This is a genomic window from Isoptericola jiangsuensis (assembly GCF_048320105.1).
GTDB lineage: Bacteria > Actinomycetota > Actinomycetes > Actinomycetales > Cellulomonadaceae > Isoptericola > Isoptericola jiangsuensis_A.
Window position 1 is genome coordinate 3,465,366 of record NZ_CP182942.1, and the last position, 19,619, is coordinate 3,484,984.

The window sequence follows — 19,619 nt, forward strand, 5'->3', positions numbered from 1 at the left end:
TCACGCCGAGACACCGTGACGCGAAACACCCCCTTCCTACTGTCGTCGTACCGGCCCGACGTCGAGCCGGCACGGTTCCCGGCCGCCGCCGGGGACCCGAGCCGCCCGGCGCCGACCGGGCACGAGCACGGATGGAGAACGGCGATGGTTGCTCCGACGAGTGGGACTGCCACACCAGAGCCGGTGGTCGAGCCCCAGCTCGACGCCGGTACCGAGGCCGCTGCACAGGGACCGGTACGGCGGTCGGGACGGTGGATCGACCACTGGGACCCGGAGGACCCGACCTTCTGGCGCAACGGCGGGCGCAAGATCGCCCGGCGCAACCTCGTGGTCTCGATCTTCGCGGAGTTCCTCGGGTTCTGCGTCTGGGCGATCTGGTCGATCGTGGTCCCGCAGCTCCCCGCGGCCGGCTTCGACCTCACCGCCGACCAGATGTTCTGGCTCATCAGCCTCCCGGCCCTCGTCGGCGCCACGATGCGCATCCCGTACACCCTGGCCGTGCCGGTGTTCGGCGGCCGCAACTGGACGATGATCTCGGCGGGACTGCTGCTCATCCCGACCCTGTCCCTCGCGTGGGTCGTCCAGCAGCCCGGGACGTCGTTCGGCGTGCTGCTGGCGGTGGCGGCGCTCGCCGGCTTCGGCGGCGGCAACTTCGCCTCCTCGATGGCGAACATCTCGTTCTTCTTCCCGAGAAGGAGAAGGGGGCGGCGCTCGGCTGGAACGCCGCCGGCGGCAACATCGGCACCGCCGCGGTCCAGTTCGTCGTCCCGCTGGTGATCGGCAGCGGCGCGGCCCTCGCCCTGCAGAACGCCGGCCTGGTGTTCATCCCGTTCATCGTGCTCGCGGTGTTCCTCGCCTGGCGGTTCATGGACAACCTGAGCACCGCCAAGGCCGACCCGCGGTCGTTCGGCGCGGCGGCACGGGAGAAGCACACCTGGGTCATCTCGTTCATCTACATCGGCACCTTTGGCAGCTTCGTCGGCTTCGCCGGCGCCTTCCCGACGCTGCTCGCCCGGGAGTTCCCCGAGGTCACCCTGTCGCTGGCGTTCATGGGCGCCCTGGTCGGCTCGCTGAGCCGACCGGCGGGCGGCTGGATCGCCGACAGGCTCGGCGGTGCCGTGGTCACCATCGGCTCCTTCGCGGTGATGATCCTCGGGGCGCTCGGCGCGATCATGGCGCTCGGCAGCGGGTCGTTCGCCCTGTTCTTCGGCTCCTTCATGCTGCTGTTCGTCGCCACCGGCGTCGGCAACGGCTCGGTCTACCGGATGATCCCGGCGACGTTCCGGGTGGCGAAGGTCGGCGGCGGCGGCGCGGCGACGGCGAAGGCGGCGGCCGGGTGCATCGGCATCGCCGGTGCCGTCGGAGCCTTCGGCGGGTTCCTCATCCCGCGCGGCTTCGCGATGTCGACCACGGCGACCGGGTCCCTCGTCCCGGCCCTGTGGGTCATCATCGGGGCCTACGTCGTCATGACCGTCGTGACCTGGGTCGTCTACGCCCGCCGGGGCGGCGTCATGGGGGCTGCTCGGGTATGAGCACGACCCTCGCCACCACGGCGAAGACCCACTGCCCCTACTGCGCGCTGCAGTGCGGCATGGAGCTGACGCCCGCCGGGGAGCCGAGCACGGCCCCCGACGGGCGTCAGCCCCTGCCCGTGACCGTCACGCCGCGGGACTTCCCGACGAACGCGGGCGGCCTGTGCCAGAAGGGGTGGACCAGCGCGACGGTCCTGGGTGTGCCGGACCGCATCACGACGCCGCTGGTCCGCGGGGCCGACGGCGAGCTCGCGGCGGCGTCGTGGGACGAGGCGCTCGACCTGATCGCCCGGCGGGTGCGATCGATCCAGGCCGAGCACGGTCCTGACGGGGTGGCGATCTTCGGCGGCGGCGGCCTGACGAACGAGAAGGCGTACGCGCTGGGCAAGTTCGCCCGGACGGTGCTGCGCACCTCCCTCATCGACTACAACGGACGGTTCTGCATGTCGTCGGCGGCGGCCGCCGGCAACCGGGCGTTCGGCCTGGACCGGGGGCTGCCGTTCCCCCTGACGGACCTCGGCGGGGCGGAGGCGGTGCTGCTCCTCGGCTCCAACCCGGCCGAGACGATGCCGCCGTTCGTCCAGCACCTCGCCGGGGCGCGCGACGCCGGCGGGCTCGTCGTGGTGGACCCGCGACGGTCGGCCACGGCGCGGCTCACCGAGGACGGCCAGGGCGTCCACGTGCAGCCCGTGCCGGGCACGGACATGGTCGTCCTGCTCGCGCTGCTGCACGTGGTGGTCGCCGAGGGGCTGACGGACACGGCGTTCCTCGCCGAGCGGACCGAGGGCTACGACGACGTCGTGCGGTCGGTGTCCGCGTGGTGGCCCGAGCGGGCCGAGACGGTGTGCGGCGTCCCCGCCGAGGAGCTGCGTCGCGTGGCGCGCCGGCTGGCGGCGGCCTCGCCGTCCCGCGGCGGGCGCGGCGCCTACCTCCTGACGGGGCGCGGGGTCGAGCAGTCGGCCCAGGGGACCGCGACGGTGACGGCGACGATCAACCTGGCGCTCGCGCTCGGCCTGGTGGGCCGGGTCGGCAGCGGCTACGGCTGCCTCACCGGTCAGGGCAACGGCCAGGGCGGGCGGGAGCACGGCCAGAAGTCGGACCAGCTGCCCGGGTACCGCAAGATCGACGACCCCGCGGCGCGCGCGCACGTCGCCGAGGTCTGGGGCGTGGACCCCGACACCATCCCCGGGCCGGGCAGGCCCGCCGTCGCGCTCCTCGGTTCGCTCGGCACGCCCGGCGGCCCCCAGGCGCTGTTCGTGCACGGCTCCAACGTGCTCGTCTCCGCCCCGAACGCCGACCGGGTCCGTGACCGGCTCGAGGCCCTGGACCTGCTGGTCGTGTGCGACTTCGTGCCGTCGGAGACCGCGCAGATGGCCGACGTCGTCCTGCCCGTCACCCAGTGGGCGGAGGAGGAGGGCACGATGACGTCCCTGGAGGGCCGCGTCATCCGCCGCCGCCGGGCGACGACCGCGCCGGGCGAGACCCGCTCCGAGCTGTGGATCCTTGCCGAGCTCGCCCGCCGTCTCGGGTCGGGCGTCACCTTCTCCACCGACCCCGCCGAGGTCTTCGACGAGCTCGCCCGCGCCTCCCGGGGCGGCCCGGCCGACTACTCGGGCCTGTCGCACGCGCGCCTCGACGCCGACGAGGCCTCCTGCGGGCCGGGCCTGTTCTGGCCGTGCCCCGCCGGCGGGGACGCCACCGGGGCGGAGCACCCCGGGACGCCCCGGGCCTTCCTCGACGGCTTCCCGACGCCGGACGGGCGGGCCCGCATGGTCACGGTCGACCACCTCGGTCCCACCGACGACGTCCGCGCCGACGCCCCCACCTACCTCGTCACGGGGCGTGTGCTCCAGCACTACCAGTCGGGCGCGCAGACGCGTCGCGTGCCCGAGCTGTACCGGCTCGTGCCCGAGGCGTACGTCGAGATCCACCCCTACCTCGGGCTGCGGACCGGGGTCGCCGACGGCGCCCGGGTGCGGGTGCGGTCCGCGCGCGGGGAGATCGAGGCCGTCGCGCGCTGGACCGACGCCGTGCGGCCCGAGGTCGTCTTCGTGCCGTTCCACTTCAGCGGCGTCGGCAGCGTCAACCGGATCACGTCCGACGCCGTCGACCCGATCTCCTCCATGCCCGAGTTCAAGGTGTGCGCGGTCGAGGTCGAACCCGTCCAGGCCCCCGAGCAGCAGGCGACGTCCGACGGGTCGTCGCTCCACGAGTCACAGGAGGTACCGGCATGACGCTCCACCGGCCGCTGAAGGTCGTCGTCGTCGGCAACGGGATGGTCGGGTCGCGGTTCGCCGACGAGCTGGTCCGTCGCAGCCCGGACGCGTTCGACGTCACGGTGCTGGGCGCCGAGCCGTACGAGCCGTACAACCGGGTGCTCCTCAGCGACGTCGTCGCCGGACGCACCGAGGTCGCGGCCATCGGCATGCCCGAGGTCGTCGGGGAGAACGTCACCGTGCTGCGCGGCGTGGCGGCGGCGCGGATCGACCGGACCGCGCTCACGGTCACCGACGAGGCCGGCGCCGTCCACCCGTACGACCACCTGGTGCTGGCGACCGGGTCGCAGGCCCGCGTCTTCGCGATGCCCGGGCTCGTGGACGACGACGGCGAGATCTCCCTGCCCGGCGGGGTGCACGCCCTGCGCGACCTGGACGACGCCCGAGAGATCGTCGCGGCCACCGTCAACACGACGCGCGCCGTCGTCGTCGGCGGCGGGGTGCTGGGCGTGGAGGCGGCCTTCGGGCTGGCGGCGCGCGGGCTGCAGGTGACGCTCGTCGACCCCGCGCCGGCGCCCATGTTCCGCCAGCTCGACCCGGACGCGGGCGCGGTGCTGTCGGCGGGCCTGGCCGCGAACGGGGTGACGGTGCGCTCCCTGGTGCGGCCCACCGAGGTGCTGGTCGCGGGCGGTCGGGCCGTCGGGGTGCGCGTCGACACCGGCGACGGCAGCGAGGGCGACGTGCTGGCCGCCGGTCTCGTCGTCCTGACGACCGGGACCGTGCCGCGGGTCGAGCTGGCCCGCGCGGCCGGGCTCGAGGTGGACCGCGGGGTCGTCGTGGGGCCGGACCTGGCCTCGCCCACCGACCCGCGGGTGTACGCCGTCGGTGACTGCGCCCAGCCGCCGCAGGGCTCCCTCGGGCTCGTCGCCGAGGGCTGGGACCAGGCGCGCCGGCTGGCGGACTCCCTGGCCTCCCTGGTCGTGGCGCAGGCCGAGGAGTCGCGCCAGCAGGACTCCCCGCGCGAGCACCTGCGCCTGCCGCAGGACGGGCGACGGCCGTCCATGGCCGTGCGCCTCGGGACGCTGTTCGCCTCCCGGGCGCCGACGGACCGTGGCATCGACACCCGCGGCACGGACGTCGTCAAGGTCAAGGCGGGCTCGCTGAGCGTGGTCGCGATGGGGTCGTGCGGCGCGGGCCGGGCGCTCGTGCCGGGGGAGCGTGCCGTGCGGCTGCACGACGCCTCGGCGGGCCGGTTCGTGGAGGCGATCGTCTCCGACGGGATCCTCGTGGGTGCCACGTGCGTGGGCGACGCCCGCGTCGCCGCCGACCTGACGGCCGCCTACACCCGGCGCACCCCCGTCCCCGTGGATCCCGCGTTCCTGCTGCTCACTGCCGTGATGCCCAGCGCCGAGCCGGCCGCCTCGCCGGAGCACATGCCGGACGACGCGACCGTGTGCCGGTGCAACGGCGTCACCAAGCACGACATCACCTCCTGCTGGGACGAGGGGGCACGCACCGTCGAGGACGTCGCCGCCGCGACCCGGGCGACCACCGGCTGCGGCGGCTGCAAGGACGCCGTGTGCGGGCTGACCCAGTGGCTCGCGGAGACCCGGGACCCCGACGCCGCCGAACCGGCGTCGACCTCCGGCATGGCCGCCGTCTGAGGCCCACGAACCCCGGTGCGCCCGACGAGCCCCTCGCCGTCGGGCGCACCGGTCTGTCCGGGCCCGCGCCCGTGTGACGTCCTTCTCTCACGGATTCTGACGTCCGAGTGAGCAAGATGTTCCCGTGGGGTAACCGCCCTCTGACGGGGCGGTCACGCCTGCTTCCTAGTGTCGTGCCCATGACCAGCGAGCCCCCCACCACGGTCCGGCCCACCGACGCCGCACCCACCGACACCCGGCGTCACGTCGTCGTCGTCGGCGGCGGCATGGTCGCGCAGCGCTTCGTCGAGGCCATGCGCGCCCGCGACACCGCCGGCGAGTGGCGCGTCAGCCTCTTCGCCGAGGAACCGCGCAAGCCCTACGACCGCGTCGGTCTGACGCGCTACTTCGAGGTCCGTGACCCCGAGGAGCTCACCCTCGGCGACCCGGCCCTGTGGGACGACCCCCTGGTCGACCTGCACCGCGACTGCAAGATCACCTCGATCGACCGCGAGGCCAGGACGGTCACCGACCGCCTCGGCCGGGTGCACGCCTACGACGAGCTGGTGCTGGCCACCGGCTCCAACGCCGCGATGCCGCCCATCCCTGGCAACGACCTGCCCGGCGTGTTCGTCTACCGCACCATCGACGACGTCGCCGAGCTGCGGGGCTGGGTCGAGACCAAGCGCGAGGCCGGCCGGGTCGAGACCCGCGGCGGGGTCGTCGAGAAGCCGATCCGCGGCGCCGTCATCGGCGGTGGTCTGCTCGGCCTGGAGGCCGCCGGCGCCCTCAAGGCGCTCGGTGCCCAGGCGACCGTCATCGAGTTCGGCACGCACCTGATGGGTGTGCAGGTCGACCTGGGCGGCGGGCAGGCGCTCAAGCGCCTCATCAACGACAAGGGCATCTCGGTGCGGGCCGAGACGGCCACCAGCCAGATGAAGCCGCACCGGCGCACCGGGCACGTCGGGCGGCTGGACTTCGCCGACGGCGGGCGCCTCGACGTCGACGTGGTCGTCGTGGCCACCGGCGTGCGTCCCCGCGACGAGCTCGCCCGCGCCGCGGACCTCGAGGTCGGCGAGCGCGGTGGCGCCGTCGTCGACCTCACCTGCCGCACCGCCGACCCGCACGTCTGGGCCATCGGCGAGGTCGCCTGCATCGAGGGCCGCTGCATCGGCCTGGTCGCGCCGGGCAACACGATGGCCGAGGTCGTCGTGGACCAGCTCCTCGGCGGTGCCGCTCAGTTCCCCGGTGCGGACACGGCCACGAAGCTCAAGCTCTCCGGTGTCGACGTCGCCTCCTTCGGTGACGCGCACGGCCGCACCGAGGACTGCATCGAGATCGTCTGGGCCGACCCCACGGCCGGCGTCTACAAGAAGCTCGTCATGTCCGACGACGCGCGCACGCTGCTGGGCGGCGTGTTCGTCGGGGACGCCACCCCGTACGCCTCCCTGCGGCCCATGCTCGGCGCGGAGCTGCCCGGCGACCCGGCCGCGTTCCTCCTGCCGGAGGGCACCGGCGGGGCCCCGGACCTGGAGCTGCCCGACGAGGCGAACGTCTGCTCCTGCAACAACGTCTCGGCCGGCGCGATCCGTGGCGCCGTCACCGAGCACGACTGCACCTCGGTGGGCGAGGTCAAGACCTGCACCCGGGCCGGCACCACCTGCGGCGCCTGCCTGCCCCTGGTCAAGAAGATCACCGAGACGGAGATGACCCGCGCGGGCATCGAGGTCTCGAACGCCCTGTGCGAGCACTTCGAGATGACCCGGGCCCAGCTCTTCGACGCCGTGCGCGTCGCGGACCTGCACTCGTTCAGCGACATCATCGAGCGGTTCGGCGTGGTGCCCGAGGGCGCCACCAGCGCCGGGCGCGGCTGCGACATCTGCAAGCCGGTCGTCGGCTCCGTCCTGGCCTCCCTCGGCAACGGCCACATCCTGGCGGGCGAGCAGTCCACCCTGCAGGACACGAACGACCACATGCTCGCCAATATGCAGAAGGACGGCACCTACTCGGTGGTCCCGCGCATGCCCGGCGGCGAGGTCACCCCGGAGGGGCTCATCGTGGTCGGGCAGGTCGCCAAGGACTTCGGCCTGTACACCAAGATCACCGGCGGCCAGCGCATCGACATGTTCGGCGCCCGGGTGGAGCAGCTGCCCGACATCTGGCGGCGCCTGGTGGACGCCGGGTTCGAGTCCGGCCACGCGTACGGCAAGTCGCTGCGCACCGTGAAGTCCTGCGTGGGCTCGACCTGGTGCCGCTACGGCGTCCAGGACTCCGTCGGCATGGCGGTCGAGCTGGAGCTGCGCTACCGCGGCCTGCGCTCGCCGCACAAGCTGAAGATGGGTGTCTCGGGCTGTGCCCGCGAGTGCGCCGAGGCGCGCGGCAAGGACGTCGGCGTCATCGCCACCGACAAGGGCTGGAACGTCTACGTCGGCGGCAACGGCGGCCAGACGCCCAAGCACGCCCAGCTCATCGCCGAGGACCTCGACACCCCGACGATGCTGCGCACCATCGACCGGTTCCTCATGCTGTACATCCGCACCGCGGACCGCCTGCAGCGCACCGCGCCCTGGGTCGAGGAGTACGAGGGCGGGCTCGACGCGATCCGCGAGGTCGTCATGGAGGACTCGCTCGGCATCGGCGCCGACCTCGACGCGGCGATGGCGAAGCACGTCGAGGACTACGAGGACGAGTGGAAGGCGGTCCTGGAGGACCCGGAGAAGCTGGCCCGCTTCAGCTCCTTCGTCAACGCCCCCACCACGCCCGACCCGACGCTGGCCTACGTGCCCGAGCGCGGCCAGAAGCGTCCCGCCACCCCTGACGAGATCGCGGCCGGTCCTGCCGGCCCGGTCGATCCCGAGCTCGTCGGCCCCGTCCTCGTGGCCGGCCCCACGCTGGAGGTCCGCGCATGAGCGCCCTCACCGAACCGGAGGCCCCCGTGACCGCTGTGGCGACCTGGCGCGCCGTCTGCCGGCTCGACGACCTCGTCCCCGAACGGGGTGCGGCCGCGCTGCTCCGCCGCGAGGACGGCACCGACGTGCAGGTCGCGGTGTTCCGCCTCCTGGACGACTCGGTCCACGCCGTGTCGAACTTCGACCCCTACTCGGGCGCCCACGTGATGTCCCGCGGCATCGTCGGGACCCGGGGCGAGGAGCCGACCGTCGCCTCGCCCGTCTACAAGCAGGTCTTCGCGCTCCGCTCCGGCGAGTGCCTCGAGTCCGGGGGCAAGACCTCCAGGCCCGGGCACGGCGTCCACCTGGAGCACTTCGCCGCCGAGGTCCGCGACGGCGTCGTGCACGTGGGGCTGAGCTGAGATGACCGCGCCGCCGGCGCCGGGGCGCGTCACCCTCGTCGGGGCGGGCCCCGGCGCGGCCGACCTGCTCACCTACCGTGCCTGGCGGGCGATCGCCCGCGCCGACGTCGTCGTCCACGACCGGCTCGTGCCGCTCGAGGTGCTCGACGACCTCGGCCCCGACGTCGAGGTGATCGACGTCGGCAAGGCACCCGGCAAGCACAAGGTGGCGCAGGACGGCATCAACGACCTGCTGGTCGAGCACGCACGACGCGGACGCCACGTCGTGCGGCTCAAGGGCGGCGACCCGTTCGTGTTCGGCCGCGGCGGCGAGGAGTACGCGGCCTGCACGGCGGCGGGCGTGGCCGTCGAGGTCGTGCCCGGGGTGTCGTCCGCGCTGTCCGTCCCGGCGCTCGCGGGGATCCCGGTCACGCACCGCGGGACGACGACGGCGTTCCACGTCGTCACGGCGCACACCCGCAGCGGTGAGCAGGAGCTCGACGACACGGCCGTGTCCTGCGTCACGCTGCGGACGGCTACGCTGGTGATCCTCATGGGGGTGTCCTCGCTCCCGGCGATCGTGAGCCGCCTGCTCGACGCCGGTGCCGATCCGGCCACCCCCGTGGCGATCGTGGAGAAGGGGTCCACGCCGGAACAACGGGTCACGCGGGCCGCGCTCGACCTGGCGGCCAAGCGTGCCGACGAGGTCGGTGTGCGCGCTCCGGCCGTGATCGTGATCGGGGACGTGGCCGCAGAAGGACTTCTGGAGGGTGTGAGTGGGGACAGCGGACGGCGCCCAGGAGCCGCGCGTGCCTGAGACCTCGGCGAGACCGGGACTCGGGCAGGTCATGGCGGGGTGCACGGTGCTGGTCACGGCGGACCGGCGTTCCGGCGAGCTCGCCGCGGCGCTCGAACGTCGCGGGGCCACCATCCGGCACGCGCCCGCCCTCAGCATGGTCCCGCACGTGGACGACGACACGCTCGTCGACGCGACCGCCCGCCTCATCGACGACCCTCCCGACGTCGTCGTCGCGACCACCGGTGTCGGCTTCCGGGCGTGGATCGAGGCGGCGGACGCGCACGGCCTGGCGGACGACCTGCTGGGCGTGCTGGACGGTGCCCGCATCGTCGCCCGCGGGCCGAAGGCGCGCGGCGCGGTGCAGGCGGCCGGGCTCGGCGCCGACTGGGTCGCGGAGTCCGAGACGTCGGCGGAGGTCGCCGAGGTGCTGCTCAGCGAGGGCGTGCAGGGGCTGCACATCGCGATCCAGCACCACGGGGCCGGTGCCGACGGGTTGGACGAGGTGTTCGCCAAGGCCGGCGGCCGGGTGTCCCCGCTGGTCGTGTACCGCTGGGGCCCGGCACCGGACCCCGAGGCGGTCGCCGCGTCGGTGCGTGCCGCAGCGGCCGGTGAGATCGACGCCGTGGTGTTCACGTCGGCGCCCGGCGCGGAGGCGTGGATGCAGGCGGTCGAGTCGGCCGGCGTGCTCGACGAGGTCCTGTCGCGGTTCACGACCGGCGAGATGGTGGCCGCCTCCGTCGGCCCGGTGACGTCCCGCCCCCTCGTCGGACGCGGCGTGGAGCCGCTGGAGCCCGAGCGCGGGCGGCTCGGCGCGCTGGTGCGTGCCCTGGTCGGGCACTACGAGGACGCCGACTCGGTGGCGCTCGGCACGGTGGCCGGGCCGCTGGTGATCCGGGCGCGCGTGGCCGTGCTCGACGGGCAGGTGCTGCCGTTGTCGCCGACCGGCGTCGAGGTGCTGCGCCTGCTCGCCGCCGCCGGCGGGGACGTCGTCTCCCGGGACCAGGTGCTCGACGTGCTGCCCGGCATCTCCCGGGACGGCCACGCCGTCGAGGTCACGGTGGCGCGGCTGCGCGAGGCGACCGGCCGGCGCGACCTCGTCAAGACGGTCGTCAAGCGAGGCTACCGCCTCGAGCTCGCGCACTCCTGAGACCATCGAGCGGGACGTGCGCGTGATCCACCCGGACCGTGGGCGCACGCCCTCGGCGCCGTAGGGTTCAGGGGTGGATCACGAGACACCGCGACGGCCGGTCGAGCGGCACCAGGAAGCCGTGCGCGACGTCGTGGGTCGGGCGCTGACGGCGGGCCGGCGGATGGTGCAGGTGCCCGTGGCGTCGTTGCTGACGCCGGCGGGACGCCCGGGCGCGGTCCGCCTCACGGCGGCCGACGCCGTCGCCGCGGCGGACCTGCCGGGCTTCGACAACTCCCAGATGGACGGCTACGCCGTGCGTGCCGCGGACCTCGCCGGTGCGACGGCGTCGGACCCGGTCGCGCTGGGCGTCGCGGCGCCGGTGCCGGCGGGGACGCAGCCGCCCCCGCTGCTCGCCGGCACGGCGGCGCCGGTGATGACGGGCGCGCCGGTCCCGCTCGGCGCGGACGGCGTGGTGAAGATCGAGGACGCCTCCCCGCCCGTCTTCCCCGACCCGGGGACGCCGGCCACGGTGCGGTTCACCGCGCCGATCACGCCGGGCACGTTCGTGCGCCCGGCCGGGTCCGACGTCACCGCGGGTGACGTCCTCGTGCCGGCGGGCACGGTGCTCGGTCCGGCGCAGCTCGGCGTGCTGGTCGCGGCCGGCGTCGAGGCGGTCGTGGTCGCCGAGGCGCCGCACGTGCTGCTGGTCTCCACCGGTTCCGAGCTCGTCCGCGCGGGCGAGCCGCTCGGGCCGGCACAGCTCTACGACGCCAACGGGACCATGCTGGCCGCTGCGCTGGGCGAGATCGGCTGCCGGGTCACGCACCGCATCGTCCCGGACGACCCGGCCGCCCTGCGCGGCGTCCTGACCCGGGCGCCCGACGACGTCGCCCTGGTGGTCACCAGCGGTGGCGTCTCCGCGGGCGCCTACGAGGTGGTCCGCCAGACCCTCACGGACGCCTGGTTCGGGCACGTCGCCGTCCAGCCGGGTGGCCCGCAGGGCCTGGGCACGATCACCGTGGGCGGTGGGCGTCAGGTGCCGCTGGTCGCGTTCCCCGGCAACCCGGTCAGCGCGCTGGTCTCCTTCGAGCTGTTCCTGCGTCCCGTCCTGGCCGCAGCCACGGGCTCGACGCCGGCGCACCGGCCGGCCGGCCGGGCCCCGCTGGCAGAGGCCGTCGACTCGCCCGCGCACCTGCACCAGGTGCGCCGTGGCCGCCTGGACGCCGACGGCCGCGTGGTGATGGTCGGCGGGCCGGGATCCCACCTCCTGGCCCACCTGGCGGCGGCTACGCTCCTGGTGCACCTACCACCCGGCGTCAGCCGTCTCGAGGCGGGCGACGCCGTCGACCACTGGGAGTTCCGTTGAGCAGCGACCTGTCCCACTACCGCGACGACGGTGCGGCCCACATGGTCGACGTCTCCGCCAAGGACGTCACCCGGCGTCAGGCCACCGCGCGCGGCGTGCTGCGCACCCGTCCGGACGTCGTCGAGCAGATCGCGTCCGGCCGGCTCCCCAAGGGCGAGGCGATCGCCACGGCCCGCATCGCGGGGATCATGGGCGCCAAGCGCACCCCGGACCTCGTGCCGCTGTGCCACCCGCTGCCCCTCTCCGGCGTCGAGATCGACGTGGTGCCCTCCGACGACGGCGCCGGGACCGTCGAGATCACCGCGACCGTGCGGACCACCGGACGCACCGGCGTCGAGATGGAGGCGCTCACCGCCGTGACCGTCGCGGGGCTCACGCTGTACGACATGATCAAGGCCGTCGACAAGGCCGCCGTCCTCACCGACATCGAGGTCGTGGCCAAGTCCGGCGGGAAGTCGGGCGACTGGACGTGGGAGCAGGCGTGAGGGCCGCCGTCGTCGTCGCCTCCGACCGTGCCGCCGCGGGGGTCTACGAGGACCGTTCCGGGGTCGCCGCCGCGGCTTGGTTCGCCGACCGCGGCTGGGACGTCGCGCCCGTCGTGGTGGTGCCCGACGGCGAGCCGGTGCGCGACGCGCTGCGCTCGCTGCTCGCGGCCGACGACGGCGCCCCGGACGTGATCGTCACCTCCGGCGGCACGGGGATCGCGCCGTCGGACTGCACGCCGGAGATGACGCGCGCCGTGCTGGACCGTGAGGTGCCGGGCGTGGCCGAGCTGGTGCGGGCGCGCTCGCTCGCGCCGACCGATCCCGCCAAGAAGGTGGTGCCGGCGGCCGCGCTGTCCCGGGGGGTCGCGGGCCTCGCCGGGCGGACCCTGGTGGTCAACCTTCCCGGTTCCGTCGGAGGGGTCCGCGACGGCCTCGACGCGCTCGCCGACGTGCTGCCGCACGCCGTCGACCAGCTCGCCGGCGGCGACCACCCGGCCGGTGCCCCCGTCCACCCCTCGCCCGGTCGTACCGCAGGCACCGGGGCAGCACCCCCGGAGCACCACCGCGCGGCACGCGGTACGACCTCGCGGGACGAGGGACGGGACGAGGGGCCGGGCGAGGAAGCGGCGCAGGTGCTGCGCGCCGACGTCGTCGACGCGCCGCTCGACGCCCTGGTGACCGAGCTGAGCGACCTCGTGCGCGACGACGCCTGCGGTGCCGTGGCGACCTTCGCCGGCTACGTGCGCGACCACGACGAGGGGCGCGGTGTCACCGCGCTGCACTACGAGGCGCACCCCGACGCCGCCCGCATCCTCACCGAGGTCGCCGAGCGGGTGTCCCGCCGCACGGCCGCGGCGACGGGGGACCGGGTGCGCACCGCCGTCGTGCACCGCGTCGGCGACCTGAGGATCGGGGACGTGGCGGTCGTCGCCGCGGTCGCCTCCGGTCACCGCCAGGCGGCGTTCACGTGCGCCGGCGAGCTCGTGGAGGAGCTCAAGGCGCAGGTGCCGATCTGGAAGGAGCAGGGCTTCACCGACGGCACCAGCGAGTGGGTGGCCTCGCTCGGCTGATCCGGCGCTCCCAGCCCACGACCAGCGCGCTCGCGGCTGCGTGTCATCGGGAGTTCACCGCGCTGTCGGTCCGGCGTCGGACGGCGTCCACGTGGCATTCCTAGGTTCGGTGAGTCCCCCCGGCCCACCCCCACAGGAGTGCCACCGATGACGATCGCCCCTGACTCGCGCCCGCTGCTGCCGGTCGCGAGCACCCCTCACTACGCCCGCGGCAAGCGGTCCGCGGCGACCTGCCGGCTCAAGTGCGCCGACGCCTGCGCGCACCCGGCTCCCAACGAGAGCGCCAACGAGTACTTCCGTGACGTCGCCTCCCGCGCCCTGACCCGCCGGGTGATGCTCGGCGGGGCGGCCGCGGCCGCGGCCGCCGTCGTCGTGGGCGCCGAGGTGCTCGGCGCCCAGCCTGCCGGCGCGGCCACGAGCACGGGCTGGGGGTGGGGCGGTGGTCACGGCAAGGGCCTCGCCTTCGACGCCATCGACGCGGTCGCCGCGGACGTCGACGACTTCACCGTGCCCGAGGGGTACGAGTGGTCGCCGATCATCCGCTGGGGCGACCCGATCATGCCCGGCGGGCGCGCTTTCGACCCGCTGCGCCAGACGCCGGAGCAGCAGAAGAAGCAGTTCGGCTACAACTGCGACTACCTCGACATCCTGCCGAGCGACCCGAAGCACATCGAGTCGATGGTCGAGGTGCGGCGCGGCAAGCATGGCGTGCTGGTCTCGAACCACGAGTACACCAACCCGTACATCATGTTCGACGAGTCCTACGACGACGCCACCCGGCGCGCGATCGAGCGGGCGGCCCACGGCATGTCCGTGGTGGAGCTGCGCCGCGACGCCGAGGGCATGCCCTGGGAGTACGACCGCATCGCGCGCCTCAACCGGCGCATCCACCTGGACACCGCGTTCGCGATCGACGGTCCGGCCGCCGGGCACGACCTGATGAAGACCGTCGCGGACCCGACGGGCCGCAAGGTCCTCGGCACGCTGAACAACTGCGCCGGCGGCACGACGCCGTGGGGCACCGTGGTCTCCGGCGAGGAGAACTTCCACGGCTACCTGCGGGTGAACGGCGAGGACCCGCGCGATGACCGCTACGGCCTGCGCGACGCCGCCACGGGGTACGGCTGGGAGCTGGACGACCCGCGCTTCGACGGCAACAACGCCGGCTACGAGAACGAGAACCACCGCTTCGGCTGGATCGTGGAGCTCGACCCGTACGACCCGGACTCGACCCCGGTGAAGCACACGGCGCTCGGCCGCTTCAAGCACGAGGGCGCGAACGTCATCATGTCCCGCGACGACCGTGCCGTGGTCTACATGGGTGACGACGAGCGGTTCGACTACGTCTACAAGTTCGTCTCGAAGAACCGGATGCGCCGGGGCAGCAGCGCGTCGGCCCGCCGCCACAACAAGACGCTGCTGAGCGAGGGCGACCTGTACGTCGCGCGGTTCGACGGCGACTCCCCGGCGTCGGAGATCGACGGCAGCGGCGCGCTGCCCTCCGACGGGTCGTTCGACGGTCGGGGCACGTGGCTGCCGCTGGTCGTCGACGGCAGGTCGCGGGTCGACGGGATGTCGGTCGCGGAGGTCCTGATGTTCACGCGCCTGGCCGGCGACGCCGTCGGCGCCACCAAGATGGACCGCCCGGAGGACGTGGAGCCCAACCCGTACACGGGACGCGTCTACGTGGCGTGCACCAACAACTCCAACCGTGGGACGGGGTCCGACCCGGCGGCGGACGAGGCGAACCCGCGCAGCTCGAACCGTGACGGGCACGTCGTGGAGATCATCGAGGACCGGGGTGACCAGACGGCCACGTCGTTCCGCTGGAACCTGCTCCTCGTGGCGGGCGACCCCGCGGTGAACGGCTCGACCTACTTCTCCGGGTTCCCGCCGGAGAAGGTCTCGCCGATCTCCTGCCCCGACAACGTCGCGTTCGACCAGGACGGCAACCTCTGGATCTCCACCGACGGCCAGCCGTCGTCGATCCAGAAGTGCGACGGCCTGTTCAAGGTCACCCTCACCGGGCGTGAGCGCGGCAAGGTGGAGCAGTTCCTCGCCGTCCCGCGCGGCGGGGAGACGTGCGGGCCGGTGCTCGACCTGCGCGACTCGATGGCGTACGTCAACGTCCAGCACCCGGGCGACGACGGCGAGTGGGGCGCGCAGACGTCCTTCTTCCCCGACTACCTGGGGCCGGACGAGCAGGCACCCGCCGGTGCGTGGCGCGGCGCGCGGCCGTCGACCGTCCAGGTGTACCCCACCGACGCCGGTAAGAAGTGGTGGGAGAAGTGGCACCGGCACGACGACTGGAAGTGGTGGGAGGACGGCCGTGGCGGTGGGCGTGACAAGGACGGCGACCGTCGCGACGGCAGCGACGACCACGACGGTCCGGGCCCGTTCCGCTACTCCCGTGGTGGCCGCGGCACCGGCTCGACCAACCGGCCGAGCCGCCGCTGGTCGGGGGAGCAGTCCCGCGGCTGACGATCGGGGCTGAACCAGGGCTCCCGGGCAGGTGCGTCCGACGCGCCTCCCCGGGAGCCCTGGTCGTGCGGCGCACGGCTCGGACCGCGTCCGGGCGGCGGGATGGATCCGGGGTGGACGGTGGTTCGTAGACTTGATGATCGTGACCACGTCCCCGAGCCCCGGCGCCTACCTCGACCACGCCGCCACGACACCCATGTCGCCGGCGGCGCTGGCGGCGTTCGTCGACGAGGCGGGCCGCACCGGCAACGCGTCCTCGTTGCACTCGGCGGGCCGTGCCGCCCGGCGCGCGGTGGAGGAGTCCCGCGAGTCGGTCGCGGCGGCGCTCGGCGCGCGCCCCAGCGAGGTGATCTTCACCGCGGGGGGCACCGAGTCCGACAACCTCGCGGTCAAGGGCGTCTTCTGGGGCCGGCGCACGCAGGACCCGCGCCGTCGACGTGTCCTGGTCTCGGCGGTCGAGCACCACGCGGTGCTCGACCCGGCGTTCTGGCTCGCAGGCCACGCCGGCGCGGAGATCACCCTGCTGCCCGTGGACGGCGAGGGCCTCGTCGACCTGGACGCGCTGCGCGCCGAGCTGGCCGAGAACGCCGACGAAGTCGCCCTCGTCAGCGTGATGTGGGCCAACAACGAGGTGGGCACCATCCAGCCCGTGGCGGACGTCGTGCGCATCGCCCACCAGCACGGCGTCCCCGTGCACACCGACGCCATCCAGGCCGTCGGCCAGGTCGCGGTCGACTTCGCCGCCTCCGGTGTCGACGCCCTGACGGTCACGGGCCACAAGCTCGGCGGTCCCGTCGGTGTGGGCGCGCTGCTGGCCCGCCGCGACCTGCCGCTGGAGGCCGTCTCGCACGGCGGCGGTCAGGAGCGCGGCGTACGGTCCGGGACGCTGGACGTCGCCGCGATCCGGGCGTTCGCCGTCGCGCTGGTCGACGCCGTGGGGTCCCGCACCGAGCGCGCGGAGCGTCTCGGCGCGCTGCGCGACACCCTGGTCGCGGGCGTGCGGGCTGCCGCACCGTCGGCGGTGCTGCGCGGTCCGGACCCGGCCGCGTCCACGCCGTCGGGCACCCCCGCCCGGCTGCCCGCCAACGCGCACTTCACGTTCCCCGGCGCCGAGGGCGACTCCCTGCTCTACCTGCTGGACTCCGCGGGGGTGCAGGCCTCCACCGGGTCGGCGTGCCAGGCCGGGGTGCCGCAGCCCAGCCACGTGCTGCTCGCCATGGGCGTCGAGGAGGCCGACGCGCGCGGCGCCCTGCGGTTCTCGCTCGGCGCGACCTCCACCGCCGAGGACGTCGACCGGTTGCTCGCCGCGCTGCCGCAGGTCGTGGACCGGGCGCGTGCCGCCGGGCTCGTCTCGGCCCGCCAGGGTGGTGCCGCATGAGGGTGCTCGCCGCCATGTCCGGGGGAGTGGACTCCGCCGTCGCCGCCGCGCTCGCCGTCGAGGCCGGGCACGACGTCGTCGGAGTGCACATGGCCCTGAGCCGCAACCGTGACCAGTTCCGCACCGGGTCGCGCGGCTGCTGCTCCATCGAGGACGCCGGCGACGCCCGGCGGGCCGCCGACGTGCTGGGCATCCCCTACTACGTGTGGGACCTGTCCGAGACGTTCGAGGAGACCGTCGTCGCGGACTTCCTTGCCGAGTACTCCGCCGGGCGCACGCCCAACCCGTGCGTGCGCTGCAACGAGCACATCAAGTTCGAGGCGCTCCTCGACAAGGCCACCGCGCTCGGGTTCGACGCCGTCGCCACCGGGCACTACGCCCGGGTCGTGGAGGGCGACGGCGGCACGCGCGAGCTGCACCGCTCCCCGAACGACGCCAAGGACCAGTCCTACGTGCTCGCCGTGATGGGGTCCGAGCGGCTGCGGCGCTCGATCTTCCCGCTGGGCGGCTTCGCCTCGAAGGACGAGGTCCGGGCCGAGGCCGAGCGGCGCGGGCTCTCGGTCAGCGCCAAGCCCGACTCCTACGACATCTGCTTCGTCGCCGACGGCGACACCCAGGGGTTCCTGCGCGACCGTCTCGGCGCAAGGCCCGGCGAGATCGTCGACGCGTCCGGTGACGTGCTCGGGGAGCACGACGGCGCGTACGCCTACACGGTCGGGCAGCGCAAGGGCCTCGGCATCGACCGGCCCGCGGCGGACGGCCGCCCCCGCTACGTGCTGGAGGTCCGGCCCGCGGACAACCAGGTCGTCGTGGGCCCGGCCGAGCTGCTCAGCGTGGACCGAGTCGACGCCTCGCTCGCCCTCTGGTTCGACGGCGTCCTCGACGGCCCCACGGCGCTCGCCGCGCCGGGGCAGTGGTTCGACGCCGAGGTGCAGGTCCGCGCGCACGGTGCACCCGTGGCGGCGCGGGTGCGCGCCGTGCCGGGGCGGGACGACGACGGGGCGGGATCCGTCGAGGTCGAGCTCACGGGTGCGACGCTGCGTGGCGTCGCACCCGGGCAGTCGCTCGTCGTCTACGCGGGCACCCGCGTGCTCGGGCAGGCGACCGTCGACGACGCCTACCGGGCCGCGAGCCGGGCGTCCCAGGTCGCGGAGGGGGTCCGATGACCGCCGTCAGCGGACCCGGTCCCTGGCCCGGCGGGGACGGCGACGTCCTCGAGGCCCAGATGACGGTGCTGGGCGACCTCGCGGACCTGCCGACCGGCGTCGACGGCGTCCCGTTCCTCGTCCAGCTCACCGGGCGCGGCCCCGGCGCCGACGCGACCGGTCGCACCGCGGCGCTGCTGCCCGGCCTGCCCACCGAGCTCGGCCCGCACGGCTGGAAGCTCGCCGACCACGCCGGGGGTGACGGCCGCCGCGCCCAGAGCCTCCTGCGCGAGGACGTGGAGGCGCTCGCCATCGCCGCCTCCGGGTACACCGGGCGCCTCAGCGTCGGCGTGCAGGGCCCGTGGACCCTCGCCGCGGACCTCTACCTCGCCCGCGGGGACCGCGTCCTGAGCGATGCCGGCGCCGTGCGAGAGCTCGGCGAGGCGCTGGCGGTCGGCGTCGCCGACCACGTGGCCGAGGTCCGCCGGCGGGTCCCCGGCGCCGACGTCGTCGTGCAGGTCGACGAGACGATGCTGGCGCAGGTCGGGGCGGGGGTGCTGCCCACTTTCTCCGGCTTCTCGCGCCTGCGCGCGGTGCCCGGGCCCGACCTCGTCGACGGCCTGCGGCCGGTGCTCGACGCCGTCCGCGGCGCCGGCGCGACCACGGTGGTGAACGTCGGGTCGACCCGCGGGCCCGTGGTCCCTGCCGTGGTCGCCGGGGCGGACGCCGTGGCCGTCACGCTCGGCGGGTGGGACGAGCGGCTCTGGGAGACCCTCGCCCGGGCGACCGAGCGCGGCGTCGCGCTGTGGGCGGCGCTGCCGCCCGCGAAGGTGTCGCAGTGCGCGGGCCCGGCGCTGGGCGAGCTCGTGGACCTCGTGAGCGTGCCCTGGCGCCGCATCGGCCTGCCGCTCGAGCAGCTCGACGGCGTCACGCTCCTGGGTGCGCCGCCGCGCGCCGGTGTCGGGCACGCCGTCGGCGGGACGCCCGACATGCATCGCGGGCTCCTGGCCGACCTGGGTCGGGTCGCGGAGGCGCTCGCCGAACGCGCCCACGCCTGAGGCGTTTCACCAGCCCGGCGTGACGTTG

At 74.6% G+C, this 19,619-nt stretch carries 13 protein-coding genes and 1 pseudogene; all 14 read left to right on the forward strand.

The window, feature by feature from the left end:
- Positions 1-144: 144 nt before the first annotated feature.
- The 14 genes and pseudogenes from ACNHYB_RS15805 to ACNHYB_RS15870 all read left to right on the forward strand — a co-directional run bounded on the left by ACNHYB_RS15805 (position 145) and on the right by ACNHYB_RS15870 (position 19,591).
- Positions 145-1,532, forward strand: a pseudogene (locus tag ACNHYB_RS15805) (MFS transporter).
- Positions 1,529-3,766, forward strand: coding sequence for a molybdopterin oxidoreductase family protein (locus ACNHYB_RS15810; protein WP_418276317.1), 2,238 nt, complete (start codon positions 1,529-1,531; stop codon positions 3,764-3,766). The pseudogene ACNHYB_RS15805 and the gene ACNHYB_RS15810 overlap by 4 nt, the downstream one beginning before the upstream one ends.
- A complete protein-coding gene (locus tag ACNHYB_RS15815; protein WP_418276318.1) occupies positions 3,763-5,412 on the forward strand; it encodes an FAD-dependent oxidoreductase in 1,650 nt (549 codons plus the stop codon). Before ACNHYB_RS15810 ends, ACNHYB_RS15815 begins: the two co-directional genes overlap by 4 nt.
- A gap of 179 nt (positions 5,413-5,591) precedes the next feature.
- Positions 5,592-8,300 carry a nitrite reductase large subunit NirB gene (gene nirB / locus ACNHYB_RS15820; RefSeq protein WP_418276319.1) on the forward strand — a complete coding sequence of 903 codons (2,709 nt, stop codon included), beginning with the start codon at positions 5,592-5,594 and terminating at the stop codon, positions 8,298-8,300.
- Entirely contained in the window at positions 8,297-8,701 is a 405-nt protein-coding gene (nirD, locus tag ACNHYB_RS15825; protein WP_418276320.1) for a nitrite reductase small subunit NirD, read from the forward strand. The genes nirB and nirD overlap by 4 nt, the downstream gene beginning before the upstream one ends.
- 1 nt (position 8,702) lies before the next feature.
- Positions 8,703-9,497, forward strand: coding sequence for a uroporphyrinogen-III C-methyltransferase (cobA, locus tag ACNHYB_RS15830; RefSeq protein WP_418276321.1), 795 nt, complete (start codon positions 8,703-8,705; stop codon positions 9,495-9,497).
- Positions 9,498-9,528: 31 nt separating this feature from the next.
- Complete coding sequence (locus tag ACNHYB_RS15835; RefSeq protein ID WP_418278083.1) at positions 9,529-10,626, forward strand: uroporphyrinogen-III synthase; 1,098 nt, start codon at positions 9,529-9,531, stop codon at positions 10,624-10,626.
- A 73-nt stretch (positions 10,627-10,699) separates the two neighbouring features.
- Positions 10,700-11,974: a gephyrin-like molybdotransferase Glp gene (glp, locus tag ACNHYB_RS15840; protein ID WP_418276322.1), complete on the forward strand. Its 1,275-nt coding sequence runs from the start codon at positions 10,700-10,702 to the stop codon at positions 11,972-11,974.
- A 41-nt stretch (positions 11,975-12,015) separates the two neighbouring features.
- Entirely contained in the window at positions 12,016-12,459 is a 444-nt protein-coding gene (gene moaC, locus ACNHYB_RS15845) for a cyclic pyranopterin monophosphate synthase MoaC (protein WP_418278084.1), read from the forward strand.
- The gene (locus ACNHYB_RS15850; protein WP_418276323.1) at positions 12,456-13,529 is read left to right on the forward strand and encodes a molybdenum cofactor biosynthesis protein MoaE; all 1,074 of its coding nucleotides are present in this window, start codon (positions 12,456-12,458) and stop codon (positions 13,527-13,529) included. Before moaC ends, ACNHYB_RS15850 begins: the two co-directional genes overlap by 4 nt.
- Before the next feature lie 147 nt (positions 13,530-13,676).
- On the forward strand, positions 13,677-16,010 hold the full coding sequence (locus ACNHYB_RS15855) for a PhoX family protein (RefSeq protein WP_418276324.1): 2,334 nt from the start codon (positions 13,677-13,679) through the stop codon (positions 16,008-16,010).
- A gap of 196 nt (positions 16,011-16,206) precedes the next feature.
- On the forward strand, positions 16,207-17,388 hold the full coding sequence (locus ACNHYB_RS15860; protein WP_418278085.1) for a cysteine desulfurase family protein: 1,182 nt from the start codon (positions 16,207-16,209) through the stop codon (positions 17,386-17,388).
- Complete coding sequence (mnmA, locus tag ACNHYB_RS15865; RefSeq protein ID WP_418276325.1) at positions 17,385-18,554, forward strand: tRNA 2-thiouridine(34) synthase MnmA; 1,170 nt, start codon at positions 17,385-17,387, stop codon at positions 18,552-18,554. The genes ACNHYB_RS15860 and mnmA overlap by 4 nt, the downstream gene beginning before the upstream one ends.
- On the forward strand, positions 18,551-19,591 hold the full coding sequence (locus ACNHYB_RS15870; RefSeq protein WP_418276326.1) for a hypothetical protein: 1,041 nt from the start codon (positions 18,551-18,553) through the stop codon (positions 19,589-19,591). Before mnmA ends, ACNHYB_RS15870 begins: the two co-directional genes overlap by 4 nt.
- Positions 19,592-19,619: the final 28 nt, after the last annotated feature.

Excerpts from the sequence above, each read along its gene's own strand:
- ACNHYB_RS15810 (WP_418276317.1), top strand. The coding sequence starts at position 1,529 with ATGAGCACGACCCTCGCCACCACGGCGAAGACCCACTGCCCCTACTGC.
- ACNHYB_RS15815 (WP_418276318.1), top strand. The coding sequence starts at position 3,763 with ATGACGCTCCACCGGCCGCTGAAGGTCGTCGTCGTCGGCAACGGGATG.
- nirB (WP_418276319.1), top strand. The coding sequence starts at position 5,592 with ATGACCAGCGAGCCCCCCACCACGGTCCGGCCCACCGACGCCGCACCC.
- nirD (WP_418276320.1), top strand. The coding sequence starts at position 8,297 with ATGAGCGCCCTCACCGAACCGGAGGCCCCCGTGACCGCTGTGGCGACC.
- cobA (WP_418276321.1), top strand. The coding sequence starts at position 8,703 with ATGACCGCGCCGCCGGCGCCGGGGCGCGTCACCCTCGTCGGGGCGGGC.
- ACNHYB_RS15835 (WP_418278083.1), top strand. The coding sequence starts at position 9,529 with ATGGCGGGGTGCACGGTGCTGGTCACGGCGGACCGGCGTTCCGGCGAG.
- moaC (WP_418278084.1), top strand. The coding sequence starts at position 12,016 with ATGGTCGACGTCTCCGCCAAGGACGTCACCCGGCGTCAGGCCACCGCG.
- ACNHYB_RS15855 (WP_418276324.1), top strand. The coding sequence starts at position 13,677 with ATGACGATCGCCCCTGACTCGCGCCCGCTGCTGCCGGTCGCGAGCACC.
- ACNHYB_RS15860 (WP_418278085.1), top strand. The coding sequence starts at position 16,207 with ATGTCGCCGGCGGCGCTGGCGGCGTTCGTCGACGAGGCGGGCCGCACC.
- mnmA (WP_418276325.1), top strand. The coding sequence starts at position 17,385 with ATGAGGGTGCTCGCCGCCATGTCCGGGGGAGTGGACTCCGCCGTCGCC.
- ACNHYB_RS15870 (WP_418276326.1), top strand. The coding sequence starts at position 18,551 with ATGACCGCCGTCAGCGGACCCGGTCCCTGGCCCGGCGGGGACGGCGAC.